Below are 18,536 nucleotides of genomic sequence, written 5' to 3'. Positions count from 1 at the left end.
GTATTAAGACCGATCAACAAGTCCTGATAAAGTACGACCGGATCAGTGGAAGCCATCTCCCGATAATGGCGGAAGTCGTTGTAGAACCAGGGCGGCGGACCGACGAATTTTTCACGCGGCACTTTGGCAAGGGCTGCAAGTAGCCTGTCGTTCTTCGCAACACCTGCCTTCGCCAGTATCTGGCGGGCATAAACCTGCCGGTATGGCGGCTCATCCTCGAAAGCCATGCAAGTCCTCCGCCTCAAATCCGCTGATAATCCATTCACCGAAATGAATTGGTCTATTCACGGCGCTTAAGCTAATCGAGATCAGAAGAAGAACAAAGCTGGAAACACCTGATGTCTGCCGACGCAAGCCCTCCTGCCATCAAAAACGAAGATAGTGCGCGCGGCTTCGCCTTTGCGCTGACTGCTTATCTTCTGTGGGGATTCCTGCCGATTTACATGAAGGCGCTGGCGCATATTTCGCCGGCCGAGGTGATTGCGCATCGCGTTGTCTGGTCTCTTCCGATTGCCGGCCTCGTGCTGCTCGCGCTCGGACGTACGCAGGAAATCCGCGACGCGCTGCGCTCGCCGCGCATGCTCGCAATGGCTTCGCTGACGGCGGCACTCATCACCGTCAACTGGGGTACCTATGTCTGGGCGATCGGCGCTGGACATTCGCTCGATGCCGCCATGGGCTATTTCATCAACCCGCTGATCAGCATCTTCATGGGCTCGGTGCTGCTCAAGGAGAAGCTGCGCCCGGCTCAGATCATCGCAATCGGCCTGGCGGCCATTGCCGTTGTCGTTCTCGCCGTCGACGGCGGCGGGCTTCCGTGGGTGGCGCTGACCCTCGCCTTCAGCTGGGCCTTCTATGCCTACTTCCGCAAGACTTTGCCGCTCGGCCCCAACCAGGGCTTCCTGCTCGAGGTCCTGATTCTCAGCGTTCCGGCCGTCCTCTACATCGTCTATCTGGAGTTCTTCAGTGGCGAAGGACACTTCGTTCAGACCGGCTTCAGCGATACAGCACTGCTCTTCGGCTGCGGTATCGTCACTGCCGCACCGCTGATGATCTACGCCAACGGCGCAAAGCTTCTGAAGCTCTCGACGATCGGCATCATGCAGTACATCGCGCCGACGATGATCTTCCTGATCGCGATCTTCGTCTTCCACGAACCGCTGGATACAGCGCGCATGATCGCCTTCCCGCTCATCTGGGCAGGCCTCGTGCTGTACACGTGGTCGATGCTGAACGCAACGCGCGGGCGCTGAGCGCCCACCTCACATCTTCGAAATCACGGCATCCTCGCCCTCACGGTCGGCAGCGAGTTCCGCTGCCTGCGCCATGATGGCTGGAATGATGCCGGAGACGTCGTCGATGACGAGCGGCTGCACCCGATGGGCGGTGTGCACGAAACCCTCATCCGTCATGTGCTTCATCAGTTCCATCATCGGATCCCAGAAGCCCTTGATGTTGGCGAAGACCATCGGTTTTTCGTGACGGGCAAGCTGCGCCCAGGTCATGATCTCGACGATTTCCTCCAGCGTACCGATCCCGCCCGGCAGCGCCACGAAGGCGTCGGAACGCTCGAACATCAGGTGTTTGCGCGCATGCATGTCCGGCGTTACAATGAGCTCGTTGAGCTGGCCGAGGGAATGGCGCGTCGCCTCCATGTCGATCAGGAATTCGGGGATGATGCCGGTCACCTGCCCCCCATTGGAAAGCACGCCGCTCGCAACAGCACCCATGATGCCTTTGGTGCCGCCGCCATAGACGAGCCGCAGGCCGTATTCGGCGATTTCTTTGCCGAGCGCGCGTCCGGCAGCCATGTATGCTGTATCCCGTCCGGGCCTCGACCCGCAGTAGACACAGATGGACTGAATTGAATGGGATTGATCGCTCATATGGGAAAACAACTATTCCATGCCTGCACAGTCAAGAAAAATGACAGAAAAGCTGCGCGTTGAGCCTGCCTCATTGCTTTGAATGCTTGTGAAAAGCAACGGGAATCGCTAGCAATTTTTAGTACTACGGCACATTTGCCGTCTGGGGAGAGTGAATGATGAGAAATCGTGCCGGCTTGCTGGCTTTCGCAGTGCTTGCAGTTGCGATCCTTCTGATGGTCTTCGTGGTCATGCCCCGGATCGGCGAAGACACGTCGAAAATCGGCGATGCCATCAATCAAGCAGGCTCCGAGGTCAAGAACACGGTTGAAGAAGCCGGCAAGAGCGCGCGGAACGCGGCTGCCGACGCGGCGGCTACGACCGAGAAGCTCGGCCATCTTTCGGCCGATGCAGGTCAGTCTCTCACGCAACTTAAGGCGCTCTTTGCAGACGGCAAGGGTCCGACGAGCGAAGCATTCGATGCCGCCAAGACGAAGGCGGCGGGCTCGCTGAAGGCGCTCGCCGACTTCGCAATCCCCGAAGGCACCGATCCGGCGACGGCGGCCGCCGCCACGAAAGCCAAGGACGGCGCGGCAAAGGCGCTGGCAATCGTCCAGGCCCTGCCGGAAAACATCGCCGACGCACTTGCCGCCATAGCCAAGGCCGAGGCCGAGCTGTCCGGCGCAAAGGGAAGCCAGCCTGCGTCGGCCCCACCGGCGACCGATGCGAACTTCGGATCGAAGCTCCCGGCTTTCGACGTTCTGCGTGTAGAGCCGGACGGGTCCACCGTCATCGCCGGTTCGGCCACGCCCAACAGCAAGCTCGAAATCATGGACGGAGACAAGGTCGTCACTACGACGAATGTCGGCCCGACCGGCGATTTTGCCGCCGTCCTCGACAACCCGCTGCCGCCCGGCGACCACCAGCTCGTGCTCAAGACGACCGGCAAGGACGGCAAGAGCCAGACTTCCGAAGAGGTCGCAACCGGTTCCGTGCCGAAGGACGGCTGCGGCCCCGACCGCCTCCCCATGGTTTCCGACCCCAGCGCAGCGAGCCGCATCATCACGGCGCCGACTGCCGCCACGCCGGCTGCTCAGCCCGCAGCAGACGAACAGGCTTCCGCTCAGCCGGGCCTGCCAGCCGGCTCGCCCGAGATCGCCAATACCGCACCGGCAGTTCCGGGTGCACCGGCAGGCGCAAGCGATGCAGTCTCGGCACCGGCCGAGGTGATGGTCAATGCAGTTGAAATCGAGGGCAAGAAGATCTTCGTTGCTGGCACCGCAAAGCCGAACGCCAACGTGATCGCCTATGCGGACGACGCCTTGATCGGCAAGGCAACAGCAGGCGCCGACGGCCATTTCGTCATCGACGGCGTGATGGACCTTTCGGTCGGCGACCACAAGATCCGCGTCGATGTCGTCGACGGCAGCGGCAAGGTGCTCATTCGCGCCTCCGTCAACTTCACCCGCCCGGCAGGCGACCAGGTCACCGTAGCGGCCCAGCCCGGCAACCCGCCCGCAAACGACGCTGCTGCCGCGATGGTTCCCCTCGGTGAAGGTGAACTCAGCAAGCTGAGAGCCGATGCGGGTAAGGCGTTTGGGTTGCTGAAGGGCCTTTTTGCCGACGGCAAGCTTCCCGGCGGCGAGCAGCTCGCGGCAGCGCGTTCGGCAACCGAATTCGCGCTTCGCTCGATCGCCGAATTCCGTCCGGCAGCAGAGGCTGCGCCTGCCTTCAAGCAGACGGCAGGCGCAGCCTCGCAGTCGGCCTCAAGCGCACTCGCCATACTCCTGGCACTGCCGAAGGATACAAAGTCCGTCGGCGACGCGCTCGGCAAGCTTGGGACGGCGATTGATGGTCTAACTGCCACGCCCGCGCCAAAGGTAGCCGGCGTGCCGGCTTCAAACGAAGCCGCGGCCGACCCGAGCCAGCCGAAGACGATCGAGCAGGCGCCGCTAACGGCGAACAACACCGCCGTCATCATCCGCCGCGGCGACACGCTGTGGCAGATTTCGCGCCGCGTCTATGGCCTCGGCGTCCGCTACACGACGATCTACATGGCGAACGAAACCCAGATCAACAATCCGGACCGCATCCTGCCCGGACAGATTTTCGGCCTGCCGAAGGAAGCCCTGCCGAACGCTGAAGAGCTTCATCGCAAGCGCCTTTCCGGCGACCACCTCTAAGCCGAATCAGGTGATGGAAAGGCCGGGCCGATATAGCGCCCGGCCTTTGTCTTCCCCGGCTTCTTCACATGTTGCATTCGAGTGTCGCGCACCCTATGTGGCGGAGACGGCGATCCTGTCTGCGGGGGCTCAATCGGGCATCTCCGCTTTTTGCACTTTTGCCGTATCGAAACGCCGCATCCGCGGCCGAGCCCGACCGGGCTGGAGATAGGCATGGCAAACGGCAAGACGGTTTCGGAATCCAACCTCCTGCGGACGCTCTTCAATCTTTGGCCCTACATGTGGCCTTCCGGCCGGACGGACCTTAAGATGCGCGTCGTTTGGGCAACGGTCTTCCTGCTCGTGTCCAAGTTTGTGCTGCTGCTCGTTCCCTATTTCTTCAAATGGTCGACCGATGCCCTGAACGGCCGCGTGGATCTCGCCGGAACCCTGCCGCCGCTCCTCGTCGGCGCGACCGTACTGGTCATTGCCTACAACGTCACCCGCCTGATCCAGCTTGGCCTCAATCAACTGAGCGACGCACTCTTTGCAAGCGTCGACCAATATGCGGTGCGCCAGCACGCATACCGGACTTTAGTGCACATCCACGACCTCTCGCTGCGCTTACATCTGGAGCGCAAGACCGGCGGCTTGTCGCGGATCATCGAGCGCGGCACGAAGGGCATCGAGACGATCGTGCGCTTCACGATCCTGAACTCGGTTCCGACCGTCATCGAATTCCTGCTGACCGCCGTGATCTTCTGGTGGGGCTACGGTTTTTCCTATCTCGCAGTGACCGCCTTCACCGTCTGGGCCTATATCTGGTTCACGATCCGCGCGTCGGACTGGCGCATCGCCATCCGCCGGACGATGAACGACAGCGATACCGACGCCAACACCAAGGCGATCGATTCCCTCCTCAACTTCGAGACCGTCAAATACTTCGGCAACGAGGAGATGGAGGCCAGACGCTTCGACAGGTCGATGGAACGCTACGAGAAGGCAGCGACCGATGTCTGGACCTCGCTCGGCTGGCTGAATTTCGGCCAGGGCGTCATCTTCGGCCTCGGCACGACAGTCATGCTTTTGCTTTCAGCCTTTGCCGTCCAGCGCGGCGAGCAGACCATCGGCGACTTTGTCTTTGTCAATTCCATGCTGCTGCAGCTTTCAGTGCCGCTGAACTTCATCGGCTTCGTCTATCGCGAAATCCGCCAGGGGCTTACGGATATAGAGCAGATGTTCGACCTGCTCGACGTGACCCCCGAGGTAACCGATGCGCCGGACGCCGCCCCGCTCAAGATCGGTCAGGGCGCGATCAGCTTCAAGGACGTGCATTTCTCCTATGATCCCGTGCGGCCGATCCTTAGGGGAATTTCCTTCGAAGTCCCGGCCGGCAAGACCGTCGCGGTCGTCGGCCCGTCCGGCGCCGGCAAATCGACGCTTTCGCGCCTGCTCTACCGTTTCTACGACATCCAGAGCGGCGCGATCACAGTCGACGGCCAGGATGTCCGCCATGTCACGCAAAAGAGCCTTCGCTCGGCGATCGGCATGGTTCCGCAAGATACCGTGCTCTTCAATGACACAGTCGCCTACAATATCCGCTATGGCCGCCCGTCGGCCGGTGATGCCGAGGTGAAGACGGCGGCGGAAATTGCACAGATCGCGCATTTCATCGAATTGCTGCCGGAGGGCTTCGAAACCAAGGTCGGCGAGCGCGGATTGAAGCTTTCAGGCGGCGAGAAACAGCGCGTCGCCATCGCCCGCACGATCCTCAAGGCGCCGCCGATCCTGATCCTTGACGAGGCGACCTCGGCGCTAGACACGACGACGGAGCGGGAAATCCAGGCGGCCCTCGACGTGGTTTCGAAGAACCGCACGACACTCGTCATCGCCCACCGCCTGTCGACGGTCATCGGCGCGGATGAGATTATCGTCTTGAAAAGCGGCGAGATCGCCGAGCGCGGAACGCATGCGGCGCTGCTCGAGAAAAACGGCCTCTATGCCTCGATGTGGAACCGCCAGCGCGAAGCAACGCAGGCGGAGGAACATCTGAAGCAAGTGCGCGAAAGCGACGACCTGGGCATTGTTGCCCGTCTCGCGCCGGCAAGCTGAGCATTCGAACCAAAGGGCCGCTCTGTCGTTTTGCTGTTTAGAACCATGCCATAAGATCGGGCGCGAGCGGCACGGCATTGCTCCCGCAGGACTTTTTCTATAACCAGCGAAAACGAAAAAGCGCGAGGAGACCAGCGTCGATGAGCTTGCTCAATACCGTTCGAAACACCATCGTTCCGGTGCACAAGGAAGGCTATGTATTCGTCGCCGCGTTCTTCGTAGCTTCGCTGATCCTTGGCTGGATATTCGAGCCGCTCTTTTGGGTCGGCCTCGTACTGACCCTCTGGTGCGCCTACTTCTTCCGCGATCCCGAGCGCATGACGCCGCAGGATGATGACCTGGTGATCTCGCCGGCCGACGGCAAGGTCTCTTCGATCCAGATGGTGACGCCGCCCGCCGAGCTGAACCTAGGCAACGAGCCGATGCTGCGCATCTCGGTCTTCATGAACGTCTTCAACTGCCATGTAAACCGCGCGCCGATGCGCGGCCGCGTCGTGAGCATCAACTACCGGTCTGGCAGCTTCGTGAATGCCGAGCTCGACAAGGCCAGCGAAGACAATGAGCGCAACGGGCTGGTGATCGAGACCGTCCACGGCCAGATCGGCGTCGTGCAGATCGCCGGCCTCGTCGCCCGCCGTATTCTGTGCTGGGCCAATAACAACGAGCCGCTGGATGCCGGCGAGCGTTTCGGCCTTATCCGTTTCGGCTCCAGGCTCGACGTCTTCCTGCCGGCCGGCGCGGCAGCACGTGTTTCGCTCGGCCAGACGGCGATTGCCGGCGAAACGGTACTCGCTGAATTCGGCTCCCCCAAGGGACCCGTCATCAGCCGCCGCAGCTAGAACGAATGGAGCGTGCTATGGAGACGCCTTTTCCGCCCTTCGAACCGAACGGCCCGAACGATGCGGCGCGCGGTCCGCGGCTCCGCGAAATTCCGCTGCGCCTCGTCGTTCCCAATCTGATCACGATTCTGGCGATCTGCGCGGGCCTCACCGGCATCCGCCTGGCTTTCGAGAGCCGCTACGAGCTGGCGGTGATAATGGTGCTGCTGGCCGCCTTTCTCGACGGCATCGACGGGCGCATCGCCCGCCTGATGAAGGCAACCTCCAAGTTCGGCGCGCAGATGGATTCGCTCGCCGACATCGTCAATTTCGGTGTCGCGCCCGCTCTCGTCGTCTATGTCTTCGCGCTGGACAGCGCGCGCTCCATCGGCTGGATCGCCGCACTGATCTATGCGATCGCCGCAGGCCTCCGCCTCGCCCGCTTCAACGTCATGGCGGAACGGGAAACCCGCGCGCCCTGGCAATCCGAATATTTCGTCGGCGTGCCTGCGCCCGCCGGTGCCATGCTGGTGCTGCTGCCCGTCTATCTCGGCTTCCTCGGCCTCACCGAAGACCGCACCTTCGCCTATATCTCGTCGGCCTATACGGTTCTGATCGCTTTCCTGCTCATCAGCCGCCTGCCCGTCTGGTCCGGCAAGTCCGAAGGCAGCCGCTTGCGGCGCGATCTGGTGCTGCCGCTGATGCTCGGCGTCGTGCTCTATGTCGCTCTCCTGATGAGCTTTACCTGGGAAGTCATGGTGTTCACCGTCATCGTCTATCTGCTGTCGCTGCCCTTCGGAGCACGTAGGTGGCGATTGAAGTACGGCACGCTCACGATCGAAGAACCGGGTGACGGCGACGACGATATCGGCCGCCACATCTGATTTCGCACACGCCCGGTAGGTCCCGACGAACGCGAGGCTTCGCACCAAGCCTCGCGCAATGTGCATTGCGTACACAATTCCTGATAAGCCATGCCTCTATTTTGTCGTTTTTGGCGACAAAAGAGCAGAACAAATAAAAAGTCTAGGGAAGCGTGTAAGGAGAGTATCGTGACCTCGAAAAAAACAGACCAGGCGGAACAAGCGGCAAAGCCGGATCTGAGCACACATTACCGCCCGCTCGGCCTCAAGGCCGTTCTGGCCGCCGCGCTGATGCTGAAGAGCAAGCCGGCTCTCGTCAAGAAGATCGCCTAAGCCGGACGCAAGAAGCGAACGAGCAGGCTGATCGCCAGCAAGCTCATGACGATACCAATGACGACATCGAAAACCCGCCGCGCGGCGAGTTTTACGAATACCGGCTGCAGCAGGCGCGCCATATTCCAGGCCAAAAAATCAGAGGAACGACGCGACGGCGGGGCCGTCTGCGATCCTGTCCAGCCCCAAACCCGAAAGGCCGCCTCGATCGAAGCGTTGGGTTTTAGGAAAATCCTGAATGACATGGGATTTTAAAATAAGCTGAGCTGGCCGTCGCCAGCTTTCTTGCCGGGCGGTTTCTGCGGCGTCTCGACCACCAAGGGCGTCTGCAGGTCGGCTCCCATGTTGGCGACCTTGTTGACCTTGTCTGCGACGGGGATCGCTTCGAAGAAATCCTCGTCCGTCGGCTGCATCAGATCGGCGACGTCGCGCGGTTCCTGGCTCTTGCAGTCGAGCCAGCGGGCGAAATCCTCCGGCTTGATGACGACCGGCATGCGGTCATGGATCGTTGCGATGGAGGCGTTGGCGGCCGTGGTCAGGATCGCGCCCGTATCGACTTCCGAGCCGTCGGCCGACGACCAGGTCTCCATCAGGCCGGCGAAGGCAACCACGCCGCCGCGGCGGGGCCTGATCCAATAAGCCTGGGGTTTCTCGTTTCTTTCTTTCGAGGGGCGAGGCCACTCGTAAACGCCGGAAGCCGGGACGAGCACACGGCGATGGCGCATCGCGGCGCGGGAGGATGCCTTGCCGATTGCGGTTTCGGCCCGCGCATTGATGAGCAGCGGAAATTCCTTCGGATCCTTTACCCAGGACGGCGTCAACCCCCAGCGCACCAGCACGGCGCGGCGATCCGGAAGATTGCTGCCGCGCTCCTGCGCTTGGCCGGAAACGACGACGAGGATCGGCTGCGTCGGCGCAATATTGTAGCGCGCGGGAAAGGCCCCGAGCTCCAGCAGCCCAAGTATCTCCTTCAACTCCTCCGGGGTCAGCGTCAAGGCATAGCGTCCGCACATGAATTTGTCTTTGCACCCTGTTTGGCAACCGTCAAGGCACAGCCCTAGCTGCGCGGCCCGAAGAGAATGATCGCCGTCCCGGCAAGGCAGACGGCCGCCCCGCCGATATCCCAACGGTCCGGAACACGGTTTTCCGCAAGCCACAGCCAGACAAGCGATGCGACGACATAAATGCCACCATAGGCCGCGAAGGTGCGCCCGGCCGCCTCGCTCGGCACCAGCGTTAGAAGCCAGGCGAAGAGGGCAAGCGAGACCATGCCCGGCGCGAGCCAGCCAATCGGTTTGCCCAGCCTCAACCAGGCCCAGAAGGCAAAGCAGCCCGCGATTTCAAAGAGTGCGGCAAACGCGTAGATGATATAGATCAGGTGCCCCTTCCCTTCGAATCGGCGATTGAATATCCAACACGAGAATACGCAAATCCCCGGCTGAGTGTAGAGACGGCAGGTCATGACTTCAAAACCAAGAGCAGCGTCGTCAGCGATCCTCGAGCGCGACGGCCGCTTTCTCCTCGTGCTCCGCAGCAAGCCGCCGTCTGCGGATATGTATGCCTTTCCCGGCGGCCGGGCGGAGGACGGCGAGGCGCCTGATCAAACGGCGCTGCGCGAATTTGAGGAAGAGACCGGCATCCGCGCCTATAGTCCGCAGCTCTTTGCGATCTACGACCTGACGGCCCATGCCGCCGACGGCAGCGTCAGCAGCCACTTTCTCCTTTCGGTCTTCACCGTGGAGGCTGACGCGGACGCGGTGGCGGTGGCGGCGGACGACGCAGCCGCTCTCGGCTGGTACACCGTCGAGCAAATCCGCCGCTTGCCGGTGCCGCAGTCGGTGCTTGAATGTGCCGAACGGCTCTCCGTACAGCAATAACGGCGTGGATAGTCATCAGCCTGCCTTGTTCCGGTCACGGCGCAGGTATCATCTAACAATATGATTCCCGTTCGACGCGTTTTTCTGCCTGTCGTTGTCTGCGCCGGTTCGGCAATAGCGGCTGCGGCATGGGCCCAGGACAAGGCGCCGCCGGCGGTTCCCGAAGCCGTGCCGGCAGCGCCCGTTGTCGTGCCTTATGACGACAAGCTCTCGCGGCTGGCGGAGGTGATCGGCTCGGTCCACTATCTGCGCACGCTCTGCAAGGCGCCGGGCGGCAGCGAATGGCGAAGCGACATGCAAAAGCTGCTGGATTCGGAGACGAAAGACGAACCGCAGCGGAAGGAAAGGCTGACGGCGGCGTTCAACCGCGGCTACCGCGCTTTTGCTTCGGTCTACAACGATTGCACTCCATCAGCCATCGTGGCAGAAGAGCGCTACCGTAACGAAGGTGCAACACTCGCCACAGAAATTACCTCGCGCTTTGGAAATTAGGGATAAATTAACCTGTTTTCACTCGCGCACGTGTCGTTTTGGGAAAAGGCTGATAGAGTTGTTAACCAGGCAGTAAGGCATGCAATTTGAGGAAGAGATGATGGAACCAAGCCTCAATGACATCGACGACATGATCGTCCACGAAAAGATGCAGGCGGCTCTGGAGTACCACAACGAAGCCTGGGCCGACGGTATGGCTGACGGTATCGAGCCAGAGATTATTGCCGACACGGCAATCGTTCAAGCGCTGCGCGAAACGATCCGCCGCCATGGCGAAAAGGGTGCAGAGGCGCTGCTTGATTCGTTGCGCGAACGTATGCTGGGTGGCGAATTTTCACCGAACCGCACCCTGCAATAATAGAGAGTCCCATGCGTACCGGTAAGGACACCGAACCGCGGCTTTCGATCGCGCCGCTCCTGCTCGCTATTTGTCTCAGCGCCGGCATTCTGGCGGCTCCTTCGGCAAATGCTCTTTCTGAACTCCAGAAGATTCCGGGCCAAGCCGATCCGCAGGCGGCCGATCAGCAAAATTCCGGACAGTCCCAGACACCGTCTTCAACGTCTCCGGGCGTGCCGATGCCGGATCCCCTCGTCAGCAAGGACAGCAGCCAAGGTAGTGACAAGACGCCCGGCGCGAGTGACGATTCGAAGCCTGTCGAAGTAATCTACGACATCAGCAAGGTGCCGGAGCCGGTGCGCCGCATGCGCGAGCAGATCGTAGAAGCCGCAGCATCCGGCGACCTGGAGCGCCTGCGGCCACTCTTCGGCAGCGGTGCCGAACAGACGCAAGTATCAGTGGGCGAACCCACGGACGACCCTATCGGCACGCTGAAAGACCTATCGGGCGACCCCGACGGCGACGAGATCCTTGCAATCATGCTCGACGTGATCTCGACCGGTTTTGTGCATGTCGGCGCAGGCACGCCGGACGAGATGTATGTCTGGCCTTATTTCGCCGAGAAGGATTTGAAGGCTCTGACTCCGCCCGAACGCGTGGAACTGTTGCGCATCGTCACTGCGGGCGACCTTTCCGACATGCAGGAATTTGGCGGCTACAATTTCTACCGTCTCGGCATTACGCCCGCCGGCAAATGGAAGTTCTTCACGGCCGGCGACTGAGCTTGCCCCTTTCAATCCCGCTTGCAGCCAGCGCACGGAAGACTTACTTCTGAGCGATAACGAACGCGACAGGTTCCGCCATGCCAGCCGTCTTTCTGAAGGATCGCGCGCTTCTCCGCGTCAGCGGGGCCGACGCCGAAGCCTTTCTGCACAATCTCATTACGACCAACATCGTCTCACTTGCCGCAGGCGAAGCCCGGCCGGGCGCGCTGCTGACGCCGCAGGGCAAGATCCTGTTCGACTTCATGATCTGGCGCGACGGCGCCGATTTCATCATCGAGACGGACGTCGGCCAGCGGGATGCACTCTTGAAGCGGCTGGCCATGTACAAGCTGCGCGCCGCTGTGACACTTGAACCGGTCGAAGAGCAAGGCGTTACCGTATCCTGGGACGAAGAGGCCGCGGAAGGCGTGGCCGACAGCCGCTTTGCGAAGGCCGGGGAGGTGCTTCTGCGCTGCCGCGGCAATCACGGCACGGCGGATGCCAAGTTTTATGATGCTCTGCGCGCTGCAAACGGCGTTGCGATTTCCGGTGCGGATTTCGCCCTCCAGGACGCGTTTCCGCATGACGTTCTGCTGGATCTGAACGGTGGTCTTTCCTTCAAAAAGGGATGCTATGTCGGTCAGGAGGTGGTTTCGCGCATGCAGCATCGCGGCACCGCGCGCCGGCGTGTCGTATCAGTCAGCGCCGATGCCTATCTGCCCGCCACGGGGACCGAGATCACCGCTGCGGGAAAGCCGGTCGGCGCTCTGGGCACCGTCGTCGGCAAAAATGGGCTTGCGATCGTGCGCATCGATCGCGTCGGCGAAGCCATCGCAAGCGGCATTCCACTGCTGGCGGGAGAGACGACCGTATCGCTAAGGCTGCCGCCCTGGTCCGGCCTTACCTTCCCTGCCAACGCCGACGAGGCGAGCGCGTGAGCAAGGAGCCGCGCGCATGGCAGCGCATGCTGTCTGGCCGACGCCTGGATTTGCTCGACCCCTCGCCGCTCGATGTCGAACTCAGCGATATCGCCCATGGGCTGGCGCGTGTCGCGCGTTGGAACGGCCAGACCTGCGGAAACCATGCCTTCTCCGTCGCCCAGCACTGCCTCGTCGTCGAGGACATTTTCCGGCGGTTCAATCATGCGACGCCCGACGATTGCATGATGGCGCTGCTGCACGATGCCCCGGAATATGTGATCGGCGACATGATCTCGCCGTTCAAGTCAGTCGTCGGCGGCGGCTATAAGGCCGTGGAGAAGCGTCTCGAGGCGGCGGTTCACCTGCGCTTCGGCCTGCCGCCGCACCCGTCACGGGAACTCAAGGATAAAATCAAGAAGGCCGACACGATTGCGGCCTATTTCGAGGCGACCTGCCTGGCCGGTTTCACGCCTGTCGAAGCCCGGAAATTCTTCGGCCAGCCGCGCGGCATCAGCAAGGACATGCTGTTGATCGAGCCGCTTCCGGCGCTGGAGGCCCAGCGGCTCTTCTGCGAGCGCTTCGAGGCGATCGAGACGATGCGGAGCAGGGCGAAACCATGACGAGGATCGTCGTCTCGCCGCTTTTCTTGATCGCCGAAATGGCCGTGCGCCACGGCGCGCGGGAAATGATCAGCCTGATGGCAAAGGAACAGGCGTTCCACCGGCCCGGCGTGATTGCCGCCGACCGCCACCTGCTCCTGTACATGAACGACATCGCCTTCAAGGGAACAGGAAATCTCGTCGCACCTGAGGAGGCACATGTGCGCCAGCTGATCGATTTTGCAGCCGCCTGGGATCAGCGCTCGCCTCTGCTAATCCATTGCTGGATGGGAGTTTCCCGCTCCCCCGCCGCCGCCCTGATCGCCGCGCTTTCGCTCGCGCCGGACCAGGACGAGATGGCGCTGGCAAAGCGCCTGCGCAGCGCCTCGCCCTGTGCGACGCCCAATGCCCGCATAGTCGAAATCGGCGATGTGCTGCTCCAACGAAAAGGCCGTCTGGTGGATGCCGTCCGCGCCATCGGACGCGGTGCTGATGCCGATGGCAATGCGCCTTTCGTGTTCCCGGTGACGACAGAATTTGACGGTTGACGCTTCTGCCGCCTGCCCCATCTAGCCTTGGCATGGAGCAGGCAACGGACGTCATCGCGGCAACCCGCACCGCGCTCAACGAGGCAAGCGCGCTTGCCGTGCAATACTCGTTCTCGATCCTCGGAGCGATTATCCTTCTGATCGCCGGCTGGGTCATGGCGAGCTTCCTGAGCCGTTGGGCCTATGAAGGCATGTCGCGGGTGCGTGGCATTGACGAAACGCTGGCGCGTTTCTTCACGAATGTCTTGCGCTATGCTCTGCTAATCCTCGTTTTTGTCACGGTTCTCGCCCAATTCGGCGTTCAGACTGCGTCGATCATCGCTGCTCTTGGCGCTGCGGGCCTGGCGATCGGCCTGGCGCTGCAGGGAACGCTGCAGAATATCGCGGCGGGTATCATGCTGCTCATCTTGCGCCCCTTCCGGGTGGGGGAATATATCGAGACGAGCAGCGTCTCGGGCACCGTTCGCGAGATCGGTCTCTTCGCCACCGAGTTCAAAACCTTTGACGGGCTCTATCGGCTCGCTCCGAATTCGATCCTCTGGAACACGCCGATCACCAACTACAGTCGGGAACCGACGCGTCAGAACGAGTTGAAGATAAGCCTCGCCTATGAAGACGATGCCGATGCCGCCATGGAGCGATTGCTGGGCTTTGCCAAGGCCGACCCGCGCATCCTGAAAACGCCAGCCCCTGCAGTCTTCATCGACAGCATGAGCGGGCCAACGATCGGTCTCACGCTGCGCTATTGGGCCAAGACCGGGGACTGGTGGGGCGTGAGCCGCGACATGATCAAGCGTGCCAAGCTCGCCATCGATCAGGCCGGGCATCTCATTCCCCTATACGGTGCCGAAGCGAAGTCCGGGCCGACGGCGGTCGCCGATGCCGAAATGACAGCCGGAGAGCCTGCGATGCCGGAACGAAAAAGCCGCCGGTAGGCAACCAGCACTCCGGCACGGAACGTTTTGACTCTCCATCGGTTAACCTCCCAAGGAGATTGACCGATGCCGCTGCCGAACTACCGCGATACGTTTTTGCAGTGCCTGCAAACCCTGAAGGACCTTATGGGGCCTTCGGAGGAATATGTCCGGTTTCGCTGGCAGGCGATCTATCTGACGCGCGGGCGCTTCTCCTATTTCTTCCGAGGCGCGCTCGACGGTCAGGTCAGCGGTTTTTCTGGTCAGCAGATCGATCTGACGAACGGCGAAATCACCATCATTCCCGCCCGCTCCGCCGCGCTTTACGGGGCGACCTTCGGGCTTAACGAGGCAATTACGGCCTATAATGGTCCCGCGAAGTCGGTCATCGATGTCGCGCACGCCTTCAACGAGGCAGGCGAGATGAGCTACCATCCGGAATTCTTCTATGTCCGGATGGACCTGCTTCACAGCGCCAATGACAGCCGGATGGGCTTTACGCTCGACCCGCGCCTTAGGGAAAATACCAATCTTATCTTTGTCGGCGTAGAAGATCAGGTGACGGCGGATTTGCTGGAAGAAAGCGATATCGCCCGCTGGGTCGCGCAGGAAAAGCCGATGGCTTCGACGGACTGGTACGCCGAGCGCTTCTACTACAGTTGAGAAGACGACGGCTCGCCTCGACATCCTTCATTCGATAACGCCGCAAGCGAGCCTTGCACCTGCATCGCCCGCGGGCTGACTGCGATAGTCATCCGAATTTGCGTGGATCATCAGCGCACGGCCGCGAACGCCGTCCTCCTTGCCGTCAAGCGTCACCATGCTGTTGAAGACCTGGGCGCGCAGCACGCCGTGTTGATCGACAAATTGATTCGGCATATCACCGGCATGCGGACCCTTGGCTGTCAGGATGCCGTGCTCGGCCTCCGTCGGATTGAAATGCTTGCCTGCCGATTCATGATGGGTGGCCGGGTCGCATTTGCCGACGTCGTGGACATGGAACCCTACCCATCGGTTTGACGGAAGACCGGAGACCTCGAGTTCGATCAGTACGCCGCCGCTGGCCGCAGCCGTCAGCGTCGCACGGCCGTTCTCCTTGCCGTTCTCGCCGACAAAATTTGCAACCGCTGTCTGCTTATCCTGCGCGAATGCCATCGAAGCCGTAGCGGCAACGGCGAATGCCGCGAGTGTGACTATCCTTGCCATCCGGATTCCTTCCATTTTTGAGAGCTTATTGTTCCCAACGCCTCATGGAGGAAGGTGTTCCTGTTGAGATCAGGCAAACAAAAAGCCGGCCATTCGAGGCCGGCTTCATCGATTGCTGAAGGCAACCTCATGACGCGATGTCGAGGTCGTACTGGCCGTATGTATTGCGGTAGAGTTCGGCGGCGTGATCGCTCTCGCCTGCTGCATCCTGAGAATTCGATTCAACGCTCCCGGCGCCGCTATCGCCGAGTTCGATCATCAGCGAGAGAACATTGTCGCCAGCTGTGGAGCGCGGCTGGCGTCCTGTATCGTCTTCACTGAACCGCTTGAAAATGCCGGGCTTTTCATCAGCTGCACGCTCCCCGCGGCTCAATACCCCGTCACCATTCGCGTCCAGCCGCGATAGGGTCGCCAAATAGGCATAAGACGTTTCTGAAACAGATGAAACATGAGTCATACAAACCTCCGTTCACCGCCTTTTTTTCCGGTGATGTCTGTACGCAATACGATGGGGGAAATCAAAACTGACTCGGTGGATAAACTGATTTGCGAGTCGGGTCAATAAGTTGTTAACTTCTCATTAATCAAGGTTGACAAAGCTTTTACACGAAGCTTGCCGCCTTGCATCCTAGGCGTGCACGTGGCATAGTCTCACATACTTCGCAGGCAACCGATTGTTAATTCGGTCCACAGATAATGATTGCAACGGGTTGCCGCAGCAGAGCCGGTCGTTTCCGGTATTGTTTAAGTCGAATATTTTAAAGATTTTCAGAAAGGCCTTTGCATGCCCGGTGCGAAGCGCGGCGTTTCCTGCTCGGATTTGAGCTATGGGGATCAGCAGTAATTCGCAGCGGCCTACATGCAGGATAATTGCCCTCATGGATGCTGAAACGCTCTTTTGGCAGCAATGCACCCAAGCCGTAAACAACGACGGTTCAGTCGATGCGAAGCGCCTGATGGCGCTGGTCATCGAGACCTATCGAAGCCATGGCCGCAACCATGCCCTTTTCGCCCTCGTGCTCGATAACCTGCCGCTCGGTCTCAGCGTCTTCGATTCGGCACAGCGCCTGATCCTCTGCAACGACCGGTTCCGCCAGCTCTTCGGTTTCTCCGCCGATCAGGCAGTCCCTGGAATTTCTGTGCGGGCTCTCAGCATCAGGATCCCCGGCAAAGAGAGGAAGACGGTTCGATCCGCTTGCCGCTCCAAGGAGGCGTCTGCAATGCCGCCCGGCCTAGGTAAAATCCGCCGGCGCGAATGGCTGATGGACGACGGCCGCGTTATCTTCAGTGTTGTGACCGTCTTACCGGATGGCAGCAATATCGCGATCCATTCAGACATCACCGAAGAGCGGAAGGCCGCCGAGCGGATCGCCCACCTCGCGCATCACGATCCGCTGACCGGCCTGCCGAACCGCATCCGTTTTCGCGAGCAGGTCGATGCCGCACTTTCCGAGCGCGCGCCAAACGAGCAGATCGCGCTCGTGCACCTGAACCTCGACCGCTTCAAATCCATCAACGATACGATGGGCGTTTCGACCGGCGACACCATCCTTCGCCAGGTTGCCGAACGCATCCGTGCATCGGCTAGCAGCGAGAATATGCTGGCCCGCCTCGGCTCCGATGAATTCGCGGTTCTTCAACGTGGAAGGCAGCAGCCGCGGAATGTCACGGCGCTTGCCGCCCAGATCCGCAGCGAGCTTTCCAAGCCCTTCTTTCGCGGCGACAAGCAGATCGAGCTCAGCGTCTCGATGGGAATTGCACTCGCGCCCGAAGATGGTGCCGAGACCGACATATTGCTCCGCAACGCTGGTGTCGCGCTCTCGCGGGCCAAGGCGGATGGACGCAAGCACGAACGCTTCTTCACAAGCGAGATGGCATCCCGCATCCAGGCCCGCCACGCGCTCGAAGCCGACCTTCGGCTGGCATTGCACAGCGACGAATTCGAACTGCATTACCAGCCGCTCTACGACCTGCGTCAGCAGCGCATTTGCGGTTTCGAAGCCCTTGTACGCTGGAACCATCCAACGCGCGGCCGCGTGCCGCCGATGGAGTTCATCCCACTTGCCGAGGAGGTCGGCCTCGTCGTCGATATCGGGCGCTGGGTCCTGAGGAAGGCGTGCCGCGAGGCCGCATGCTGGCCGGAAGGCATCAAGATCGCCGTCAACGTCTCGGCGATCCAGTTCACCAGCAGCAATCTGCTGGCCGATGTCGATGAGGCGATTGCGGAGGCTGCGATATCCCCGGCGCGGCTGGAACTGGAGATCACCGAAAGCGTGCTGATGGAAAATCTCGACGATACGCTGCCGATTCTTCATGCCTTAAAGGAGCGCGGCATCCGCATTTCCATGGATGATTTCGGAACCGGTTATTCGTCGCTGAGCTCCCTGAGCAGCTTTCCCTTCGACAAGATCAAGATCGACAAATCGTTCGTCTGCGGAATCGCCGAAAACAAGGAAGCCTATGCCATCATGCACGCAATCATCCTGCTCGGCGACGCGCTCGGCATGCGCGTCACCGTCGAGGGCGTCGAGACGGCCGAACAAAAGAGCCTGCTCGAAAGCGAGGAATGCGACGAGATTCAAGGCTACTACATCAGCCCGCCAGCACCTGCCGCTGACGTCGCGAGGCTGCTTTTAGCATCACGCTCTGGATCCATGGCGAAGGCGAGCTGAGAGCTTCATTGCGCACCGTGTCCGGAAGAGGTATGCGAACGTCCGAGCACGAGT

Annotated in this window: 22 protein-coding genes and 1 pseudogene; 16 read left to right on the top strand and 7 right to left on the bottom strand. The window is 60.9% G+C overall.

Annotated elements, in window-relative coordinates; translation table 11 throughout:
• Nucleotides 1–227, bottom strand: a pseudogene (locus C9413_RS11470) (protein-L-isoaspartate carboxylmethyltransferase); the annotation flags it as partial.
• A 111-nt stretch (nucleotides 228–338) separates the two neighbouring features.
• Between C9413_RS11470 and rarD the strand changes: the two are divergent.
• The gene (gene rarD, locus C9413_RS11465; protein WP_039844436.1) at nucleotides 339–1,253 is read left to right on the top strand and encodes an EamA family transporter RarD; all 915 of its coding nucleotides are present in this window, start codon (nucleotides 339–341) and stop codon (nucleotides 1,251–1,253) included.
• A gap of 9 nt (nucleotides 1,254–1,262) precedes the next feature.
• On the opposite strand, the gene C9413_RS11460 is transcribed toward rarD, so the two are convergent.
• Nucleotides 1,263–1,886, bottom strand: coding sequence for a TIGR00730 family Rossman fold protein (locus tag C9413_RS11460; protein ID WP_063855986.1), 624 nt, complete (start codon nucleotides 1,884–1,886; stop codon nucleotides 1,263–1,265).
• Nucleotides 1,887–2,041: 155 nt separating this feature from the next.
• On the opposite strand from C9413_RS11460, the gene C9413_RS11455 reads away from it, so the two are divergent.
• The 5 genes from C9413_RS11455 (at nucleotide 2,042) to C9413_RS11435 (ending at nucleotide 8,153) form a co-directional block, all read left to right on the top strand.
• Entirely contained in the window at nucleotides 2,042–4,048 is a 2,007-nt protein-coding gene (locus C9413_RS11455) for a LysM peptidoglycan-binding domain-containing protein (protein ID WP_170250464.1), read from the top strand.
• Nucleotides 4,049–4,261: 213 nt separating this feature from the next.
• Nucleotides 4,262–6,139: an ABC transporter ATP-binding protein/permease gene (locus tag C9413_RS11450; RefSeq protein ID WP_170250463.1), complete on the top strand. Its 1,878-nt coding sequence runs from the start codon at nucleotides 4,262–4,264 to the stop codon at nucleotides 6,137–6,139.
• 77 nt (nucleotides 6,140–6,216) lie between these two features.
• Entirely contained in the window at nucleotides 6,217–6,978 is a 762-nt protein-coding gene (locus C9413_RS11445; protein ID WP_223843978.1) for a phosphatidylserine decarboxylase, read from the top strand.
• Between the two features lie 17 nt (nucleotides 6,979–6,995).
• On the top strand, nucleotides 6,996–7,841 hold the full coding sequence (gene pssA, locus C9413_RS11440) for a CDP-diacylglycerol--serine O-phosphatidyltransferase (protein ID WP_170250462.1): 846 nt from the start codon (nucleotides 6,996–6,998) through the stop codon (nucleotides 7,839–7,841).
• A 168-nt stretch (nucleotides 7,842–8,009) separates the two neighbouring features.
• Nucleotides 8,010–8,153, top strand: a complete 144-nt coding sequence (locus tag C9413_RS11435; protein ID WP_022714660.1) for a hypothetical protein — start codon at nucleotides 8,010–8,012, stop codon at nucleotides 8,151–8,153.
• Here C9413_RS11435 and C9413_RS34195 read toward each other — a convergent pair.
• From C9413_RS34195 to C9413_RS11420, 3 genes are all read right to left on the bottom strand, one after another.
• Complete coding sequence (locus C9413_RS34195; protein ID WP_267285092.1) at nucleotides 8,150–8,275, bottom strand: hypothetical protein; 126 nt, start codon at nucleotides 8,273–8,275, stop codon at nucleotides 8,150–8,152. The genes C9413_RS11435 and C9413_RS34195 overlap by 4 nt on opposite strands.
• Nucleotides 8,276–8,404: 129 nt before the next feature.
• Nucleotides 8,405–9,166 (bottom strand): SOS response-associated peptidase, encoded by a 762-nt coding sequence (locus C9413_RS11425; RefSeq protein ID WP_170250461.1) that lies wholly within the window; start codon nucleotides 9,164–9,166, stop codon nucleotides 8,405–8,407.
• A gap of 44 nt (nucleotides 9,167–9,210) precedes the next feature.
• Nucleotides 9,211–9,531, bottom strand: a complete 321-nt coding sequence (locus C9413_RS11420; RefSeq protein WP_039846696.1) for a YnfA family protein — start codon at nucleotides 9,529–9,531, stop codon at nucleotides 9,211–9,213.
• Between the two features lie 82 nt (nucleotides 9,532–9,613).
• On the opposite strand from C9413_RS11420, the gene C9413_RS11415 reads away from it, so the two are divergent.
• The 9 genes from C9413_RS11415 (at nucleotide 9,614) to C9413_RS11375 (ending at nucleotide 15,267) form a co-directional block, all read left to right on the top strand.
• On the top strand, nucleotides 9,614–10,030 hold the full coding sequence (locus tag C9413_RS11415; RefSeq protein WP_039844429.1) for an NUDIX domain-containing protein: 417 nt from the start codon (nucleotides 9,614–9,616) through the stop codon (nucleotides 10,028–10,030).
• A gap of 60 nt (nucleotides 10,031–10,090) precedes the next feature.
• Nucleotides 10,091–10,522 (top strand): TIGR02301 family protein, encoded by a 432-nt coding sequence (locus tag C9413_RS11410; RefSeq protein WP_039844428.1) that lies wholly within the window; start codon nucleotides 10,091–10,093, stop codon nucleotides 10,520–10,522.
• 100 nt (nucleotides 10,523–10,622) lie between these two features.
• Nucleotides 10,623–10,880, top strand: a complete 258-nt coding sequence (locus C9413_RS11405) for a hypothetical protein (RefSeq protein ID WP_027507415.1) — start codon at nucleotides 10,623–10,625, stop codon at nucleotides 10,878–10,880.
• 11 nt (nucleotides 10,881–10,891) lie between these two features.
• A complete protein-coding gene (locus tag C9413_RS11400; protein ID WP_039844427.1) occupies nucleotides 10,892–11,641 on the top strand; it encodes a hypothetical protein in 750 nt (249 codons plus the stop codon).
• Nucleotides 11,642–11,721: 80 nt separating this feature from the next.
• Nucleotides 11,722–12,561: a folate-binding protein YgfZ gene (locus C9413_RS11395; protein WP_039844426.1), complete on the top strand. Its 840-nt coding sequence runs from the start codon at nucleotides 11,722–11,724 to the stop codon at nucleotides 12,559–12,561.
• A 26-nt stretch (nucleotides 12,562–12,587) separates the two neighbouring features.
• Entirely contained in the window at nucleotides 12,588–13,163 is a 576-nt protein-coding gene (locus C9413_RS11390; RefSeq protein WP_052451634.1) for an HD family hydrolase, read from the top strand.
• Entirely contained in the window at nucleotides 13,160–13,690 is a 531-nt protein-coding gene (locus C9413_RS11385) for a tyrosine phosphatase family protein (RefSeq protein ID WP_039844424.1), read from the top strand. The genes C9413_RS11390 and C9413_RS11385 overlap by 4 nt, the downstream gene beginning before the upstream one ends.
• A gap of 32 nt (nucleotides 13,691–13,722) precedes the next feature.
• Complete coding sequence (locus C9413_RS11380; RefSeq protein WP_039844423.1) at nucleotides 13,723–14,625, top strand: mechanosensitive ion channel domain-containing protein; 903 nt, start codon at nucleotides 13,723–13,725, stop codon at nucleotides 14,623–14,625.
• A gap of 66 nt (nucleotides 14,626–14,691) precedes the next feature.
• Complete coding sequence (locus C9413_RS11375) at nucleotides 14,692–15,267, top strand: hypothetical protein (protein WP_039844422.1); 576 nt, start codon at nucleotides 14,692–14,694, stop codon at nucleotides 15,265–15,267.
• A gap of 27 nt (nucleotides 15,268–15,294) precedes the next feature.
• Here the strand turns inward: C9413_RS11375 and C9413_RS11370 are convergent, their stop codons facing one another.
• The gene (locus tag C9413_RS11370; RefSeq protein ID WP_039846695.1) at nucleotides 15,295–15,810 is read right to left on the bottom strand and encodes a superoxide dismutase family protein; all 516 of its coding nucleotides are present in this window, start codon (nucleotides 15,808–15,810) and stop codon (nucleotides 15,295–15,297) included.
• Nucleotides 15,811–15,937: 127 nt separating this feature from the next.
• Nucleotides 15,938–16,267, bottom strand: a complete 330-nt coding sequence (locus C9413_RS11365) for a hypothetical protein (protein WP_039844421.1) — start codon at nucleotides 16,265–16,267, stop codon at nucleotides 15,938–15,940.
• A 421-nt stretch (nucleotides 16,268–16,688) separates the two neighbouring features.
• Here C9413_RS11365 and C9413_RS11360 point away from each other — a divergent pair, with 421 nt between their 5' ends.
• Nucleotides 16,689–18,482, top strand: coding sequence for an EAL domain-containing protein (locus C9413_RS11360; protein WP_170250460.1), 1,794 nt, complete (start codon nucleotides 16,689–16,691; stop codon nucleotides 18,480–18,482).
• Nucleotides 18,483–18,536 lie beyond the last annotated feature (54 nt).

The sequence above is a fragment of the Rhizobium sp. SEMIA 4085 genome, from assembly GCF_013004495.1.
Lineage (GTDB): Bacteria > Pseudomonadota > Alphaproteobacteria > Rhizobiales > Rhizobiaceae > Rhizobium > Rhizobium gallicum.
The sequence above is the reverse complement of the archived record's forward strand: the minus strand, read 5'-3'. Positions and strand labels throughout refer to the sequence as shown.